Source organism: Streptomyces spiralis (genome assembly GCF_014654675.1).
GTDB classification, from domain to species: Bacteria; Actinomycetota; Actinomycetes; order Streptomycetales; family Streptomycetaceae; genus Streptomyces; species Streptomyces spiralis.
Genome location: NZ_BNBC01000002.1, coordinates 242,917 through 259,113, shown reverse-complemented (window position 1 = coordinate 259,113; position 16,197 = coordinate 242,917). Strand labels below are relative to the sequence as shown.

The following is a 16,197-nucleotide window of genomic DNA, read 5'->3' as shown; positions in this document are numbered from 1 at the left end:
CAGTCGCCATGGGACAGGTCACTGACGCCGATCTCGCGTTGCTGCGGTCGTCCCAGCGCAGCCGGCTCCTGCTCGCCCTCGCCGCGATCCTCGCCCACCCCGGCCAACCCGCGGAGAAACCCCCGCGCGGCGCTTCCGGGCCGACGCGTCCGGCCACGGCCTGGGACATACTCGCCCACGCCCAGCGCTCCGACCCTTCGGCGGTCGAAGCCGTTCTCGGGGATCCCTGTGTCGGCTCATGGGCGTTTCCCCTGCTGCGCAGGCTCCGCCACGGTGCGGCGGCGGCCGGCACGCGGGTGCCGCACTGGGCGGAGACATCCCTGTTCGCCGCACTCGCGGGTGCCGCCGCCGTCCGGGCCGGTATCCGTGCCACGGTCCGAATCCCGGCCTATCACGGACGTGTGTGGCTGCCGTCGCTGGGTGTGACCGAATCGGTGGGCCGCGGCACATGGGCGGTGGCGACGCTCGAGACCGGTCCCCACGGCACAGCCACCTTCGGCGATCGGGGCTCCGTGCGGCTGCCGGACGATCCGGCACGCCCCGCCGACGGCTGGCATCCGCTCACCCGCTCCGGCGGGCCGTACGGCGCAGGGACCGTCGCACTCGACCATCTCAGTCCGTTCCGCGACTTCCGCTCGCTTGCTGATCCGATCGCGCTGCCACCGCAGACCCTGGAGCGCTGGCACGAGCTGATCGCTGAGAGTGACGCGCTCCTGCGCCGTGACCAGCCCGAGGCTCACCGTCTGGTGGCGGGCGCCATCCGTACCATCGTGCCGGTCGACGGCCCGAGCGCGCTGCGCGCCGTCAGCGCCACGGTGCCCGACGCTCACGGCGCGGTCACGATGTCGCTGCCGCTGGACGCGGCGGCCATGGCGGCGATCCTCATCCACGAGGCCCGTCACCAGCTTCTCGACGCCCTCGCCGACCTCACCCCGCTGTTCGTGCCGGTCCACGAGGGTCCCGAGCCCACCTACTTCGCTCCCTGGCGGGCCGATGCGCGCCCACTGCGCGGACTGCTGTTCGGCGCCCACGCCTTCACCGGCGTGATGTCGTTCTGGCGGACGCAGCGCGGCGCCGACAAGGAGCGCGCGGAGTTCGAGGCCGCTCTGCACCACCGGCAGGTACGAACAGCCCTGGCCGCGTTGCGGAACGCCGCCGAGGGGCTGACACGCGCGGGCGGGCTCGTCGTCGAAGGGCTCGCCACGGCCTTCCACCAGCACGGCCCGCTGGAGCCCGCCACGACGCCACCACGTCGGCTGGCCGAACTGGTCCACCACGACGAGCAGGCGGCATGGCGGGTGGCCCACCTCGCGGTGGACCCCGACGAGGCGGCGCTCCTGGCCCGCCGACTGCTGGCGGGCGAACCGCCGCCCGCACAACTGCCCCCTGCCCGGATACGCACGGCGGGCAGCGGCACCGCCCATCCGTCCGGCGGTCAGGCGCCCCGCACATGGCTCGCTCGCCTGCGATGCACCGACGGACAGGCGTTCGCGGCCGTGCGCCGAGAAGTCGGGCAGCCACACGCCCACCCACTCGGCATCAAGGGAGCGACCACCGGAGACGCCCTCCTGGTGGCCGACGAACCGGATGCGGCCCTGGACTGGTACCGGGGCCGGCCCGGCTCCACCCAGGCATGGATCGGAATCGGTCTTGCCCACCGGGCGAGTTCCGCCCGGCTGCTGGTGGAACGTCCGGAACTCGTGCTGGCGCTGCACGACGCAGTCCAGGACTCGGGCGTGAACCCGCCGCCCCCCGAGAGCCTGGCGGAGTGGCTGGGTTCGCGCCAGAGGGCGCCGGGCTCAGATGCTCAGCGCGTCGATGTCGCAGTTGGCCCGGATACCATTGGCCGCGTCCCGGGTGGCCTGGTGATCGGCACCGAGCACCCGCCGGAATGAGGCGAGGGCCCTTTCGTACTGCTCCTTCGCTTCCACCGTCCTTCCCAGACCCTTGAGGTCATAGGACAGGTTGAGCCGGATGGCCAGCGTCGACGGGTGCTCCTCGCCGCGTGCCTCGACGCTCTGCCGCAGCAGTTCCTCGTCGATGTCGTGCGCCTGACGCACCTCGCCCAGCGCGAAGTGGTCGCTGGCCAGGTTGGTTCGCGCCAGGATGGTACGCGGATGCCGTTCGCTCAGCACACGGCTCAGACCGCTCACCGCCTCCTCGTCGAGCGCGCGGGACTCCTCGATCTGCCCGAGCAGCCGCAGGGTGACCGCCAGGTTCGTGGCGGTGGCGTAGGTATGCGGATGTTCCGCGCCCAGCAGCTCACGCGTGTGCATCATCGTCTGCCGGCCGAGCGCCGCAGCACCGGCCAGATCACCGGTCTGCCGCAGGTCGGTGGCATGGTTCAACGCCGCACGGGCCGTGTCGAGGGACTTCTCGCCCTGCGTGCGCCGCAGCACCTCCAGAACCTTGGAGGAGAGTTCCAGAGCACCGAGGTGGTCGCCCACCTTGCGGCGGGTGACGGACAGTTCGCGCGTGACCCACACCGTGAGCGAGTGCTCGTCACCGAGCATCTGCACGGCCCGCTCGCGCAGCACCTCCTGGCCCTCCAGGGCTGCCTGGAACCGGCCGAGCTCCTGCAGGTCGATGTAGAGCTGGTGAAGGGTGAAAAGGGTCAGCAGGTGGTCGTCGCCGATGACCTCCACCCGGCGCTGATAGGTGTCCTCGTCCAGGCGCAGCGCCTGCTGCAGATCCCCTGCCAGGCGTAGGCTCACGCCGTAGTTGTGCGCGGCCTGCAGCGTTCCCGGATCGTCGGGGCCCTGTTCGCGCAGCGTCGTCTCGTACGCCTGCTGATCCAGTTCGCGGGCCCGGTAGAAGTCCCCGCGTGCGCGCAGCACGATAGCCAGCACACTCAGGGCGCGTTGGGTCGCCTCGTGGCTCTCGCCCAGCACGCGACGGCAGCGTTCGACCAGTTCCGACTGGACCTCGTAAGCCTCCGCGTAGCGGCCGAGCCAGCGCAGCGCCTCGGCGCGCACCTGGTCGATGGAGAGCACGTGCTCGTGATCGTCTCCCAGCAGGCTTCGCCAGCGCCCCGCGGCCTCCTCCGCCGCTTCCAGCGCCGACTCGTAGTCGCTGCGGGCGAGCAGGAAGCGGGCCTCGTTGAGCACGAGCTCCCGGACCCAGCCCTCCTGGCACTCGACCATGCCGGATGCGCGGACGTGCGGCAGCAGTGCGGAGTAGCGGGGCCACATGGTGGATCGCTGCGGATTACGGGGGTCGGAGTGCGCGAGGATCTCGTGTGCGCAGTGGCGCATCTCGGCTCGCTCGTGGCCGTTCATCTGCTCGATGAGGACTCGCTGCACGAGACGGTGAACCTGGATCGTCGATTTGCGGTGGTCGATACGCGCGAGGGCGTAGCGCCCGATCTCCCGTACGGCCCTGGCCAGCTTGATCGGGTCGTCGAGGGCGGAGCGCAGCGCCTCGGGGGCCGCGACGCCGCGTACGGCGGAGAAGAAGTCCCAGTCGATCGGCTCGGGCGCGAAGAACGCGCAGACCTGCAGCAACTGCAGAGCGGCCGGGTGGTCTTCGCGCAGCCGGTCCAGGGAGACGTTCCAGGCGGCGGCGACCGGAAGGTCGTAGTCGGCGGGCGGGTCGACCTGAAGCAGTTCCGCGTACTTCGTCTCGAAGAGATCGAGGTACTGGTGAACCGGCATTCCTGTCTCCGCCAGCCAGACAGCGGCCTGCTCCACGGCCAGGGGCAGGTCGCCGAGCGAGTCGGCGAGCCTGTCGGCCGCGTCATCCGGAATCTCCGGACTGCGTCGCTTGATGAGCGCGACGCTTTCCTCACGTGCAAACACATCGACCTCTAGGGAATTGGCCAAGCTCGACCACTGGGCATTACGGGACGTCACCAGCACTCGCCCGGGCCCGTCGTTGGGGAAGAACTGCCTGACCTCATGCGGGTTCTCCGCGTTGTCGAAGACCAGGAGCCAATTCGAGTAGGGTTCTCCGACCCGCAGGGCCTCCAAGACCGCAGGTACGGCGCTTCGGTCGGCGCCCGCCCGCAGGTTCATCTGTTCCCCGAGTTCGATCAGGGACTGCACGATCAGGTTGGTCTGTTCGGCTGGAATCCACCAGATGAGCCGATAGTCGCGGCTACGTCGATACACATGTTCGATGGCGATCTGGGACTTCCCCACGCCCCCCATGCCGTGCAGGGCCTCGGGAAGCACGGCCGTCGTCCCCTCGGTCAGACGCCTGTTCAGTTGTTCCAGCAGTTCTTCGCGTCCTGTGAAATTGCGGTTCCGTTGCGGAACGTTCCCCCACAATCGCGGCGGCGCATCCGTACGAGCGACGGTCGGGACGGGCTGCGACGCGGTGGACACGGAACCTCCTGGTGCTTCGTGCGGCGAGGCGGACTCCTGCTCGGATGAGACAGGAGGCGGCGAGTGCTCGCCAACCGTAGTGGATACATCACCCTGTGTCACACCGACTGGTGTGGAGGGGTTCTCGGGTTCGCTCAGGAGCCGCCTGAGACGTCCGGCGCGGGCCAGATACGGCCCGGCCAGGGCGGAGAGCGCCGAGTGCAGGGGGCGCACGAACGGGCGGGTGCGCGCCGTGACCGGCGGGTCCGCGGCGTTCAGACGCCATTCGACGAGCCGTTCCCCGCCCGCGATCGTTGTGGCAAGGCGGGGTCCGAGATGCGCGGCCACCTGGCGCAGCACGCTCATGGTCTCGGCCCGGGAGCCGAGGCCCAGCAGCTCCTCCCTGACCCCTTCGTCGAAGTCGTAGGAGACCTGTCGGTCGTCCTCGGCGTCGACGTGCTGATCGGTTCGGTGCAGCAGGCCGAACAACACGATCTCGGCGAGGTTCCACGCCTCGGCACCCGGCAGGGACCTCTGGATGAGTCGCATGACCGGCAGGTTGAGGGGGGCGGCGGCCAGCCGGCGCGCCAGGGCCACCGCGGTCGGTGACGCCTTGGCCATGAAGTTCCTGACCGTGTCCCGTGCGCGCGTCGCCGGGATCTCCGACCAGGGCAGTGCCTCCTGCCGGAGCACTCCCAGGTCTCCTCGCGGGCTGGTGAGGAGCACGGCGGCCTCGTGCCGGCGGCCGGACGCCGCCACCAGGCGCGCCCAGCGCCCGAGCGCCCCCGGCGACATCTCCAGCACGGGGACCGGCACGGCCTGCTCGGCGTGGGCCGCCGCTCGCGTGCCGAGGCCCATGCCCGGGCCGCTGGTGCCCAGGACGCGCAGCAGCCGGTTCGGGGCGGCGGCCGCGACGGTGTCCAGCTCCGCCCTCATCGCGGTCGGCAGGGTGAACTCCCAGACCTCCTGCGGCATCAGGCTGAGCACGGCGGTCGGGGAGGTGCGGGCGGCCGAGCTCAGGAACGCCGCCGCGTTGCCGTTGCGCCAGGCCTGGGCGAAGCCGTCCGTCACCACGAGCACGACGTCGTCCGGCCCGCTGCCGACGGCGGGCGCCCGGCGCCGATGGCGGCGCACCACGGAGCCGGCGGCGGCCACGTCCACGGAGGTCACGGTGATGTGCCGGAACGCCGCCGTCTGTTCCAGCACCCCGCGTAACTGACGGATCGTGCCGGTCCACAGCTCCATGGACGGCGAGCCGTCGATCAGCAGGACGAGGCCCAGCCGGCGCTCCTCCGGCTGCCGGCAGACCGGCAGCCACAGTCCGTCCGCGGCGATCCGGTCCGCGGTCGCCTCCTCGTCCAGCTCCCACGCATCCGGTTCCGGGCGACGCAGCCGCAGTGGCCGTAACGCACGGGCCAGGGCCAGTCCGCCGCGCGGCAGGGATACGGCATGGACGGGCTCCGGCTCGAGCGGCTCGTGGGCGCCCGGTTCGGCCGGTCTGTGCGGCGGGCCGTCCCCGCCGTCGGTGTTCCCCGTCGGATCGCCGCCCGGAAGACGGAACGCCCGTTCGACCACCTCGGTGCCCCTACCGTCCGGCGCGGCGCCGTTGTGTCCGGTGCCGGAGCCGCCCGGGGCGGTGCCGTTCTGCTCGGCGTCCGTCGGCGTCGGGTCCGGTCGTTCCGGTTCGGGGACGGGTGATGCGGTTCCGGTCCCGTTGACGCGCTGCGTCCGACGGCTGCCCGGGGAGCGGCGACCGGTCCGCGGGGGTGACCAGCCGCGGTAGGGTGCCGCCGCGTCCTGGCAGGCAGCCAGGTACACGGCGTCCCGGACGTCCAGCCAGGAGACGCCGCTCACCGGTGGTTCGTCGGCCGAGTGGGTCATTCCGGCCTCACCGGCGGTGCCGTCCCGTCGAGTCGGTGCCAGATCGCCTCGGTGAGGCCCAACAGTCCTTCGTCGTCTCCGGACGGACGTGAGGCGGCCAGATAGAAGGAGTTCAGCAACTGATCGATGGACAGTCCCCCGCGCTCCCGGCTGCGCCTGAGGAAGTCGGCGATCAGGGTGCCCGCCCGTTCCTCGGCCAGTCCGTCACCGAAGTGGGCGGCCGCCATGGCCGCGAGGTCCTCGTCGCCCGGCTCGGGCATCTGAAGCAGCAGGCACCGTCGCAGGAACGCGGGCGGGAACTCCCGTTCGCTGTTCGACGTCATCACGACCACCGGAAAGGCGCGGCATTTGACCACGCCTGCGACGATGTCCGCCTCCCCGTCCGGATCGTCCGTCTGCACCCGGACGACGGGGTTGCGGCGCCGGGCGCGGCGCAGCTCGGGAATGGTGAACGTGCCGTCCTCGAACACGCTCAACAGGTCGTTCGCCAGATCGAGGTCGCTCTTGTCCAGCTCGTCGATCAGCAGGACGCGCGGCTCCGCGTGGGGCAGCAGAGCCGTGCCGAGCGGGCCGAGCTGGATGTAGTCGCCGATGTCCGGCGGGGACGTCCGCGCCTCCTCGCCCCGCGGCGCCTCCCCGGCCGCGGCGCGCAGCGCGGCGGTGTCCTGGATCCTGCCGATCGCGTCGTACTCGTACAGCCCGCGCTGGAGGGTGGTCCTGCTGGTGATGTGCCACCGCAGTACCCTGCCCAGCCGTAACTCGCGGCTGATCCGGTAGGCCAGGCTCGACTTGCCGGTGCCCGGTCGCCCACTGACCAGCAGCGGACGGCGCAGCAGCAGGGCGGCGTTGACCAGGTCGGCTTCCGTGCGCGCGGCGCGCGGCGCGTATCCGGCGGGCTGGTGGCCACCCAGCCGGCGGACGTTCTCCTCCTCGTCGTCCGGCGGTGGATCCACCACGGGACCTCCGTCGAACGCCCGCCAGGGCGGGGGCGGCGGGAGCAGTTCGCCGAGCGTCGTGTCGTGCAGCGGCTCACCGCTGCCGCGGTAGATCCACCAGCGCGGCCGCCCTGAGGCGCCGGTCGGTGGCCGGAGCTCTTGATGCGGCAGGGACGTGTCGTCAGGTGGCGTCACCGGCCCTCCTCCACGACCGTGGGCGCGGCCTCGTGGCTGCTGCGCGCGGGCACGACCGGCATACGGTCGGGGTCGTCCCACAGCAGAGCCACATGCCGGCCGACAACAGCGTTCGCTTCAGGATCGCGGTCCGCGGCGGCAATCCGCAACGCCTTGACCACGCCCGGCAACCCTCGCAGATCATGGCGCGCGAGCAGATCGCGCAGCTGAGCGCGAAAGGCGGTGTCCGCGGGTCCCCTGCGATCCCAGAGCACGACAGGGACCCCTGCCCGCAACGCCTCCCCGAGCTCATCCGTGCGTCCATGCGCCCCGGCGGCCCTCCGTGCGCTCCCGGGAGCCGAGCTCAGGACCACGACGGCCGGGGGCGGATCGGACAGCAGGTGGGCTCTGCCGTCCTCCGGGAACCAGTGGACACGTCCGGCGTTGCCCTCGCTGAAGACACGCCATCTGCTTCCCCAACGGCCGTGCAGGTCGCGTCGATCGTGACGGTCCAGACTGCGCAGAACGACGTGATGTTCCTCCCCCAACACCCCACCCACTCCTTGGAAAGCCGTCTTGCGCCATCGTTCCACGCGCAGGTCCAGCAAAGCACGCGGAAGGACGAACTCGACCGCGATGTCCGTCTTCAGATATCCCCAGTCGCTCTCCGCGCGATGGATCAGTTCGCGCACGGTCTTCTCGGCCTGTCCCAGGGCGATGCGCCGGTCCGTGCCCCTCTGCTGGTGCCCGGGCTGCACCCGCCACCAGTAGGAGAGCAGGACGTCCGTCGGCCGCTCGGAGTCCAGCAGCGGCCGTAATCGGATGACCAGGTAGCTCGTGGGGCTCCACACATCCGTCCGGAGTGACTCGGAGGTCTTCACGGCCGGCTCGTCGCGGCGGGTATCGGGTTCCGGCGGGGCGAAGTCGTGCGCGTCCGCCCAGTCGGCGAGCGCGAGGTGCCGCTCGCCGTCCGCGACGAGGGCCAGCTGCCGCAGCACCTGGAAGCAGGGAAGGCTCTCCCCCGGGCGGGCGTTGAGCGTGGCGGCGTGCAGGAAGACGGACCACGGTTCGGTGCAGTACGCCGGCGGAAGCGAACGCCCCCGGCCGTGCAGGAAGTCCGCGTACCAGCGACGCAGGTCGGGCACGCGCACGCCGTCGAGCAGCACGAGGACCTCGTTCCACTCCTCGGTGGTGAACAGCTCGACCTCCCAGGCCGCGTACGCCGCCTTGAGCCGCTGGATCACCGTCGTGTTGCCCTCCCGCACCTCGAGATGACGCACCAGCGGAGCCAGCCTCTCCGGCCCCTCGCACATCTCCTCCATGAGCTGCACGAGCACTGCTCGGCGGCCGCTCGGCACGGTGCTGTCCACCGCTGCCCGGCTGCGCCGGCCGAACCGGCGGATGACCTGCCCCAAGGCGACGGGATCCAGCAGCGTACAGGCGTCCTCGACCACATCCACCAGGTATCTGGGCAGCTCGCGCGGCTCGTCCCCGACCAGCTCCTCCGTTTCAGTCATCCAGGCCCCCCGCGGCCGGTTCCGCCGAACAGCAGATCCGGTCCAGCACGGCCACGGCCTGCTCGGCGGACCTGGAGCCCGCGCCCAGGGCCAGCACCGCGGCCCGCAGGGCGGCACAGCCGCCGCGGTGGTCCATACAGCTCTGGACGAGTCCCTGCAGGTGCTGCCGAGGCCAGGGATGGTCCGGCGCCGTGCGCCGGACGGGAGCGGGCAGCTGTGCCCGCAGCAGGCGGCCGCTGTCGTGTCCGATCTGCGGCACGTCCAGCAGGGCGTCGGCCAGTTCGTACTGCTCCTCGACGGAGGGCGGGTCGCAGGCCCGGGCGGGGGCGGCCCGGACGGCGGCTGCCAGCGGCGGCCACAGTCTGGTGACCGCCTCCACGGGCAGCATCCAGGCGACCTTCGCCGTGCGTTCGGTGAGGGCCGCGGTGACGATCCCGACCAGACGCCGGTCGGCCGGGTCCCAGACCCCCGCTCCGCTGAAGCCCCTCTCGACCGGTGCCCCGGTCATGTGCAGGCCGTCCAGCTGCACCCACTCGGGACAGGCGCCGCCCCGGCCGGTCGGGTGCGCCGTCGCGACCAGTCCCGCCGGCGCACCCCGGGGGTAACCCACGATCGCGACCCGTCGGCCGTCCGTGGGGCTGTGCGCGGCCACCGGCAGCGGGCCCGCGCCCCGCGGAAGCCGGTGCCCGCCGTCGTGGAGGGCGAGAACGGCCAGATCACCGCGGTCGGTCAGTAACGCCCCCGGAGGAGGACTGTCGAGCGGCGGAGGTGGTGACCAGGCCTCGGTGAGGACGTCCGCACGCGCCGACCATCCGCGACCGGGAAGGTCGACGACCAGGTGCCCGGCGCCCTCCCGCGCTTCGGGACGTGCCCCGTCGTCCAGCCCGAGGGCCGCCGTGACGACGTGCGCGCAGGTCAGTACGCACAGCCCCGCACCGGCCGGCGCGACCAGCGCCCCGGCGCCCCAGACGGCGCCGTCCTCCGAGAGTATCCGGACTTGCCCTCCCTCTGGCCCCACAGTGATCGTCTCCCCCATACGTCACGCATGTGCCCGAACCCGTTCCCTCAGTGTAAGAGGGCATTCCTCTTCGGTTTTCGGTTGTGCGCCGGGGGATTCCGGGGCCGCCGCGCCGCTCGGCGCGGTCAGGCGTTGAGCGTGCCCGTGCCCAGCAGGCCGAACAGCAGCACGCCGACGACGATCCGGTACAGGACGAAGGCGTTGAAGGAGTGCCTGGCGACGAACTTCAGCAGCCAGGCGATGGAGGCGTAGGCGACGACGAAGGAGACGATCGTGCCGACGGCCAGCGGGGCGGCGCCCACGCCCGCACCCAGGGCGTCCTTCAGCTCGTACAGACCGGCGCCGGTGAGGGCCGGGATGCCGAGGAAGAAGGACAGGCGGGTGGCGGCAACGCGGTCCAGGTCCAGGATGAGCGCCGTGGACATGGTGGCGCCGGAGCGGGAGAAGCCGGGGAAGAGCAGGGCGAGGATCTGCGAGGTGCCGACGAGCATCGCGTCCTTGAAGGACGTGTCGTCCTCGCCGCGCTTGTGCCGTCCCATCTGGTCCGCGCACCACATCACACCGCTGCCGACGATCAGCGAACCGGCCACCACCCACAGGGAGGCCAGCGGGCCCTCGATCAGGGGCTTGGCCGCGAGGCCCACCGCGACGATCGGGATGGTCGCGTAGATCACCCACCAGGCGAACTTGTAGTCGTGGTGGTAGCGCTCCTCGCGGTTGGTCAGGCCGCGCAGCCAGGCGGACACGATCCGCACGATGTCCTTGAAGAAGTACACGAGCACGGCGGCGATGGCACCGACCTGGATGACGGCGGAGAACCCGACCACGGAGTTGTCGTCGACCGGGATGTCCATGAGCCCCTCGGCGATCTTGAGGTGGCCGGTGGAGGACACGGGGAGGAACTCGGTCACCCCCTCGACGACTCCGAGGACGACGGCCTGACCGACGGAGATGGCGCTCATGGGATCCAGTTCTGGGAAGAGTTGGTCGACAGTGTTGTAGACGGTCCTTGCGTTGCAGACACTCTTACTACGCCAAAGTGAAGTCCCGGTGACCTACGACCACAGGGCCTGTGACATCCAGACTCCGGCGAAGGCGGCACCGAGACCCGCCACGACACTCGCGGCGGCGTTGGCGGCAGCGTAGAGCCCGGCGCCGGTCTCGGTCAGCCTCAGGGTCTCGTAGGAGAACGTCGAGTACGTCGTCAGGGCCCCGCACAGGCCGGTGCCCAGCAGCAGCTGCACGTGCGGACCGGCGGCACCGGCCGAGACAGCGCCGGTCAGCAGCCCGAGGATCAGGCAGCCGGTGACGTTCACCACGAAGGTGCCCCAGGGGAAGACCGAGTCGTGGCGGGACTGCACCGCGCGGTCGGTGAGTTAGCGCAAGGGGGCGCCGACCATGGCCCCCACGGCCACCAGCAGCCAGTTCACAACGATCTCTTACCCTTCCCGCCCGTGTCGGCCTGGATCACCGAGGCCGGATCCGCCCTCGTCCGTGCCGCCGTGGCCACGGCCGGCATACCGGATGACCTCGCAGTCGTCGAGGATGACGAGCCCCTCGGTGACCAGCTCGTCCAACTGCGGCAGAAAGGCCCGCACCCGCTCCTCGGTGTCGACGATCACGATCGCCACGGGCAGGTCCTCGCTCATCGACAGCAGCCGCGAGGTGTGGATGAGGGAGGACGCGCCGAAGCCCTCGACGCCGCGGAAGACGCTCGCGCCGGCCAGGCCGGCTGCGTGCGCCCGGTGCACGATCTCCGAGTACAGGGGCTTGTGGTGCCAGGTGTCGTTCTCGCCGATGAAGACGGTCACGCGCAGGGCACTGCCGGTGAGCCTCGTCATGGCTGCCTCCACTTCAGGACCCGGCGGGCCGCCGTCACGGCGAGCCACACCGCCGCGAGCGCCGCGCACAGGGTCGCGGCGAGATAGGCCAGGCCGGTGCCGGGACGGCCGGAGTCGGTCAGCCTCTGGATGTCGACGGCATAGGTGGAGAAGGTGGTGAAACCGCCGAGCACGCCGGTGCCGAAAAAGGGGCGGACCAGGCGGTGGGCGGCCCATACGTCGGTGATGACCACCATGAAGACGCCTATCACCGCGCAGCCGACGACGTTGGTCCAGAAGGTCGCCCAGGGAAAGCCGCCGGGCGGCGTGGGCCACCACAGCGAGGCCGCGTAGCGGCCGAAGGCACCGATTACGCCGCCGAGCGCCACGACCGCGACGACCGGCGCCTGGGCGCGCCAGGCGTGCCGCCGCGCCGGACGTCCGGTCCGGACGCTCAGGCTCTCGGTCTCGGGGGCTGTCATCGTCGTGCGTCTCCTACTCGCCCGGGCCCTGCGGACATGCGGGGCCGCTGCCTTCGCAAGTAGGGACCGTTGGCGGCGACGGTGCCGCGGTTCTGGTACGGCGGGCCCCACCGCCGCGCCGCGAGGGTGACCGCGGCCGGGCAACAGGGTAGCGCCGCGCGGCGGGGCGGGTCACGCCGAGGAACCCTGTCGAGGTCACCAGCCCTTCTCGAACAGCCGGGCCACCTCGGCGATGCGGAACTCGTCACGCCGGTAGTAGGTGCGGCGGCGGATCCGGCGGGTGCGCAGCAGGCCGAGGTCGGCGAGGAGGGCGAGGTGCGTCTCGGCGACGCGCCGGGGTATGCCGAGGGCGGCGGCGACGGCCTCGGCGGTCGCGCCGTGCTCGGCCGGGTCGATACGGCGGTTGCGGTGCCGTGACCGTTGCGCGGGGACGTGCGCTGCGGGGTCCTTGAGCCACTCCAGGATGACCAGACGCGTCCGGCCGGCGGGAGTCCTCAGCATCTCCGCCTCCTGTCGTCGAGGCCGTCCCGTCCTGAGGTTTTCCCACTGTGGCGCGGACCGACCCGTCGTGTCCGGGACTCGACGGCGCTTGTCCGGTACGTGACGGAGGCCGGCGGCGCCGCCCGGCTCGGCGACAGCCCCGCCCGGACGGCGGTCGCCGGATTCATGCACGCGCATGGATCGCATTAGCATGCGGCCTATGGGAGCGAACGCGGCCGACGCCCGGCTGGAGGAACAGTGGCGGGGCATCCTGTCGGTGCACGCGCGGACGATGTGCGAGATCGACCGTGTGCTGCATCCGTACGGCCTCGGCGCGAGCGACTTCGAAGTGCTCGACATCCTGGCGTCCGGCCCGGACGGGGCCGCCGAAGGGGTCGGGGCGGAGGCGGACGAGGAGCGCCGTCATCACCGGGTGCACACCCTCGCCGGCCGGGTCCACCTCAGCCAGAGCGCGCTCTCCCGGCTCCTCGGCCGGCTGGAGAGGGAAGGCCTGCTCGAACGGTCGGTGTGCACCAGGGACCGGCGCGGGGTGTGGGTCTCGCTGACCCGCAAGGGCCGCGAGCTGCACGCCGAGGTGCTGCCGCTGCAGCGCGCGGCGCTGGCACGCACGCTGGGCGGCAGCCGGTGACGACGGGACGAGCCGGCCGATGACGACGGGACGAGCCTGTCCGTGCCCGTCCCGCGCCCGCTCGCTCCCGTCGGTCCTGTCGGGTTCCCTCGGTCCCGCTCAGGCCTGTGGCCGGGCCAGCAGAGTGCGTACGCCCTCCGAGGTGAGTGTCAGTCCGTGCGGGGAGCTGGCGTCTATGGTGAGCGACAGGTCCTCGGCGGGCCACTGGGAGGCCAGCGCTCCGAGCGGCACCAGGCGGTAGCGGGAGACGAAGGGCAGCAGCTCCGACATCTCCAGTTCGGAGGTGAACACGGGCACCACCGGCACGCCGCCCGGCTGTTCCAGGACCGGCAGCGCCACCGCCGACGGGTTGGTGGCCTCCTCGTCGCTCACGTCGTCGGGTACGGGGATCAGCACGTCGCTCCCGGCGAGCGCGTCCAGTGCCGCCGTGTCCTCGGCGTTCTCGGCGAGCACGTCCAGCGCCCGCTGGGCGAGCGTAGGGGTGTTGTCGTGCGCGGGTGTGTCCATGGCAGATTCCCTGGTCGCGGCGGTCGTGCGGCCCGCCCGGAGTTGGTCGTGGCGCCCGCCCCCGGTACGGCCCTGGTCGCGTACCCGACCACACGCGGCGCAATCGTCCCGGCCACGGGAATCCTCGGGACCCGCACGAAAGCATCGCAGGCAGTCGCACGCAGGCGGCCGTGCCCGCCGGGGCGGCACCGGGAGGTGAGTGCCAGGCCGCGACGGATACCCGGTATGTCCTGGTCATTCGGATTCGCTTCCGCGTCCGAAGGATGCGCATCCCATCCGGAGAGGTAGAAGGAGTCATGGCCCACAGGACGAGCGCCCAGGACGTGGTGAAAGCCATCAAGGACGTCGACTTCCCGGCCGGCAAGGACGATCTGGTGCAGGCGGCCGACCGGTCCGGTGCCCCGCAGGAGGTCGTGAAGGCGCTGCGCGGGATTCCGCCCGAGCAGTACGCCAACCGCGAGGAGGTGGCCCGGTCGGTGCGCACGGCCCCCGACTCCGACCTCGGCACGAGTCCCGCACAGCGCGCCGAGCAGGCCCGTGAGGGCGGTAGGCCCGGCCAGTCCCAGCACCTGCGTGAGGTGCCGAAGCCGCCGGTGGAGGAGGAACTGGACCGCTGAGACGGGGACGCGTGACCGCACGCCCGCGACACGGGCGGGCCCTCCGCGATGCGCGGCGCGGAGAGCCCCGGGGCTCATTTCCGAACCCCGCGGGTCTGAGTAACCAGCGGCCCGGGAGCCGATTCGGGCGCGGCATGCCGGATACGCGCAACCGCATCCCGCCCAAGACGCATACCCGCACCCCGCCGCACACCCGAACACCTGCACCCGCGCCACGCCGACGACCGCACCGGCACTCCGCCGGGTGCCCCCAAGCCGTCAGTGCGGCTGCCCGGGCTCCCGGACCCAACCCAGGGACCGTTCGACGGCCCGCTGCCAGCTCTCGTACTCCCACGCGCGCCGTTCGGGATCCATGTCGGGCAGCCACTGGGCGGCCCGGTGCCAGTTGCGGCGCAGGACCTCCAGGTCCGGCCAGTATCCGGCGGCGAGCCCGGCGGCGTAGGCGGCGCCGAGGGAGACCGTCTCGGCCACCAGCGGCCGTACGACGGGTACGTCGAGGACGTCGGCGAGCATCTGCATGAGCAGGTTGTCCGAGGTCATGCCGCCGTCCACCTTGAGCTCGCGCAGCGCGAGCCCGGAGTCGGCGTTCATGGCGTCGACGACCTCCCGGGTCTGCCAGGCGGTGGCCTCCAGGACGGCCCGCGCCAGATGGCCCTTGGTGATGTACGAGGTGAGGCCGACGACGACCCCGCGCGCGTCGCTGCGCCAGTGCGGGGCGAACAGGCCGGAGAAGGCGGGGACGATGTAGCACCCGCCGTTGTCCTCCACCGTGCGCGCCAGGGTCTCGATCTCCGGTGCGGTGCTGATCAGGCCCAGCCGGTCGCGGAACCACTGGACCAGCGAACCGGTGACGGCCATCGGGCCCTCCAGGGCGTACACCGTGGGCTGGCCGGCGATCTTGTAGGCCACGGTGGTGATCAGGCCGTGCCGGGAGCGCACCAGGTCGGTGCCGGTGTTCATCACCAGGAAGCTGCCGGTGCCGTAGGTGCACTTGGCCTCGCCGGGCGAGAAGCAGGTCTGGCCGAACAGGGCGGCCTGCTGGTCGCCGAGGGCGGCGGTGATGCGGACGCCGGGAAGCAGCGCCCGGGCCTCGCCGTAGCTCTCCGCGGAGGAACGGATCTCGGGCAGCAGGGTGCGCGGCACACCGAAGAACTCCATGAGTTCCGGGTCCCAGGTCAGGGTCCGGATGTTGACGAGCATGGTGCGGCTGGCGTTGGTGGGGTCGGTGATGTGCAGGCCGCCGTCGGTGCCGCCGGTCAGGTTCCAGATCAGCCAGCTCTCGACGGTGCCGAACAGCACATCACCGTCCTGGGCGCGCTGCTCCAGGCCCTCCACGTGGTCGAACAGCCAGCGGATCCGGGGGGCGGAGAAGTAGGTGGAGGGCGGCAGGCCGCAGCGGTCGAGGAAGAACTCGTCGCCGGGCCGGTCCCGGAGCGCCTCGACCAGCGGCGCGGTGCGGGTGTCCTGCCAGACGATGGCCCGGCCCAGCGGGGCGCCGGTGCGCCGGTCCCAGAGCACCGTCGTCTCGCGCTGGTTGGCGATCCCGACGGCCGCGATCCGCCCGGTGTCCACGCCCGCGCTCGCGAGCGCCTCGGGCACGATGCGCCGGACGTTGCGCCAGATCTCGAGGGCGTCGTGCTCGACCCAGCCGGGCCGGGGGAAGTGCTGCTGGTGCTCTCGCTGGGCGACGGACACCAGCCGCCCACGATGGTCGAACAGGATGCATCGTGTGGACGTGGTGCCCTGGTCGATGGACATCACATACCGCTCAACCATGTTCGGACCGTCCTTCCGATGCGTCGCGCACGTGGGA

13 protein-coding genes and 1 pseudogene are annotated in these 16,197 nt (G+C 71.7%); 3 read left to right on the top strand and 11 right to left on the bottom strand.

The window, feature by feature from the left end; all coding sequences use genetic code 11:
* The first annotated feature begins 8 nt into the window (after window positions 1–8).
* A complete protein-coding gene (locus IE318_RS03535) occupies window positions 9–1,895 on the top strand; it encodes an aKG-HExxH-type peptide beta-hydroxylase (RefSeq protein ID WP_189896169.1) in 1,887 nt (628 codons plus the stop codon).
* Here the strand turns inward: IE318_RS03535 and fxsT are convergent.
* The 9 genes and pseudogenes from fxsT to IE318_RS03490 all read right to left on the bottom strand — a co-directional run bounded on the left by fxsT (window position 1,800) and on the right by IE318_RS03490 (window position 12,632).
* Window positions 1,800–6,185, bottom strand: a complete 4,386-nt coding sequence (fxsT, locus tag IE318_RS03530; protein WP_189896166.1) for an FxSxx-COOH system tetratricopeptide repeat protein — start codon at window positions 6,183–6,185, stop codon at window positions 1,800–1,802. The genes IE318_RS03535 and fxsT overlap by 96 nt on opposite strands.
* Entirely contained in the window at window positions 6,182–7,315 is a 1,134-nt protein-coding gene (locus IE318_RS03525) for an AAA family ATPase (protein WP_373311050.1), read from the bottom strand. Before IE318_RS03525 ends, fxsT begins: the two co-directional genes overlap by 4 nt.
* Window positions 7,312–8,811, bottom strand: a complete 1,500-nt coding sequence (locus IE318_RS03520) for a VMAP-C domain-containing protein (protein ID WP_030165944.1) — start codon at window positions 8,809–8,811, stop codon at window positions 7,312–7,314. The genes IE318_RS03525 and IE318_RS03520 overlap by 4 nt, the downstream gene beginning before the upstream one ends.
* Complete coding sequence (locus tag IE318_RS03515; protein WP_229903309.1) at window positions 8,804–9,829, bottom strand: trypsin-like peptidase domain-containing protein; 1,026 nt, start codon at window positions 9,827–9,829, stop codon at window positions 8,804–8,806. The genes IE318_RS03520 and IE318_RS03515 overlap by 8 nt, the downstream gene beginning before the upstream one ends.
* Before the next feature lie 125 nt (window positions 9,830–9,954).
* Window positions 9,955–10,791, bottom strand: a complete 837-nt coding sequence (locus tag IE318_RS03510) for an undecaprenyl-diphosphate phosphatase (protein WP_189896160.1) — start codon at window positions 10,789–10,791, stop codon at window positions 9,955–9,957.
* A 93-nt stretch (window positions 10,792–10,884) separates the two neighbouring features.
* A pseudogene (gene crcB, locus IE318_RS03505) lies at window positions 10,885–11,259 on the bottom strand (fluoride efflux transporter CrcB).
* A 9-nt stretch (window positions 11,260–11,268) separates the two neighbouring features.
* Window positions 11,269–11,670 (bottom strand): DUF190 domain-containing protein, encoded by a 402-nt coding sequence (locus IE318_RS03500; RefSeq protein WP_189896158.1) that lies wholly within the window; start codon window positions 11,668–11,670, stop codon window positions 11,269–11,271.
* Entirely contained in the window at window positions 11,667–12,131 is a 465-nt protein-coding gene (gene crcB, locus IE318_RS03495; protein ID WP_189896156.1) for a fluoride efflux transporter CrcB, read from the bottom strand. Before crcB (IE318_RS03495) ends, IE318_RS03500 begins: the two co-directional genes overlap by 4 nt.
* Before the next feature lie 195 nt (window positions 12,132–12,326).
* Window positions 12,327–12,632, bottom strand: a complete 306-nt coding sequence (locus IE318_RS03490; protein WP_189896154.1) for a helix-turn-helix domain-containing protein — start codon at window positions 12,630–12,632, stop codon at window positions 12,327–12,329.
* Between the two features lie 199 nt (window positions 12,633–12,831).
* Between IE318_RS03490 and IE318_RS03485 the strand changes: the two genes are divergently transcribed.
* Complete coding sequence (locus IE318_RS03485; protein ID WP_189896151.1) at window positions 12,832–13,260, top strand: MarR family winged helix-turn-helix transcriptional regulator; 429 nt, start codon at window positions 12,832–12,834, stop codon at window positions 13,258–13,260.
* Between the two features lie 99 nt (window positions 13,261–13,359).
* Here the strand turns inward: IE318_RS03485 and IE318_RS03480 are convergent, their stop codons facing one another.
* Window positions 13,360–13,767 carry an SseB family protein gene (locus IE318_RS03480; RefSeq protein WP_030165930.1) on the bottom strand — a complete coding sequence of 136 codons (408 nt, stop codon included), beginning with the start codon at window positions 13,765–13,767 and terminating at the stop codon, window positions 13,360–13,362.
* A 296-nt stretch (window positions 13,768–14,063) separates the two neighbouring features.
* On the opposite strand from IE318_RS03480, the gene IE318_RS03475 reads away from it, so the two are divergent.
* Window positions 14,064–14,384, top strand: a complete 321-nt coding sequence (locus IE318_RS03475) for a DUF2795 domain-containing protein (RefSeq protein WP_189896148.1) — start codon at window positions 14,064–14,066, stop codon at window positions 14,382–14,384.
* Window positions 14,385–14,642: 258 nt separating this feature from the next.
* Here IE318_RS03475 and glpK read toward each other — a convergent pair whose 3' ends face one another.
* A complete protein-coding gene (gene glpK / locus IE318_RS03470) occupies window positions 14,643–16,160 on the bottom strand; it encodes a glycerol kinase GlpK (protein WP_189896146.1) in 1,518 nt (505 codons plus the stop codon).
* Window positions 16,161–16,197 lie beyond the last annotated feature (37 nt).

What these genes read in the sequence shown, in the direction of transcription:
- IE318_RS03535 (WP_189896169.1), top strand. Translation starts at nt 9, where the DNA reads ATGGGACAGGTCACTGACGCCGATCTCGCGTTGCTGCGGTCGTCCCAG.
- fxsT (WP_189896166.1), bottom strand. Translation starts at nt 6,185, where the DNA reads ATGACCCACTCGGCCGACGAACCACCGGTGAGCGGCGTCTCCTGGCTG.
- IE318_RS03520 (WP_030165944.1), bottom strand. Translation starts at nt 8,811, where the DNA reads ATGACTGAAACGGAGGAGCTGGTCGGGGACGAGCCGCGCGAGCTGCCC.
- IE318_RS03510 (WP_189896160.1), bottom strand. Translation starts at nt 10,791, where the DNA reads ATGAGCGCCATCTCCGTCGGTCAGGCCGTCGTCCTCGGAGTCGTCGAG.
- IE318_RS03500 (WP_189896158.1), bottom strand. Translation starts at nt 11,670, where the DNA reads ATGACGAGGCTCACCGGCAGTGCCCTGCGCGTGACCGTCTTCATCGGC.
- crcB (WP_189896156.1), bottom strand. Translation starts at nt 12,131, where the DNA reads ATGACAGCCCCCGAGACCGAGAGCCTGAGCGTCCGGACCGGACGTCCG.
- IE318_RS03490 (WP_189896154.1), bottom strand. Translation starts at nt 12,632, where the DNA reads ATGCTGAGGACTCCCGCCGGCCGGACGCGTCTGGTCATCCTGGAGTGG.
- IE318_RS03485 (WP_189896151.1), top strand. Translation starts at nt 12,832, where the DNA reads ATGGGAGCGAACGCGGCCGACGCCCGGCTGGAGGAACAGTGGCGGGGC.
- IE318_RS03480 (WP_030165930.1), bottom strand. Translation starts at nt 13,767, where the DNA reads ATGGACACACCCGCGCACGACAACACCCCTACGCTCGCCCAGCGGGCG.
- IE318_RS03475 (WP_189896148.1), top strand. Translation starts at nt 14,064, where the DNA reads ATGGCCCACAGGACGAGCGCCCAGGACGTGGTGAAAGCCATCAAGGAC.
- glpK (WP_189896146.1), bottom strand. Translation starts at nt 16,160, where the DNA reads ATGGTTGAGCGGTATGTGATGTCCATCGACCAGGGCACCACGTCCACA.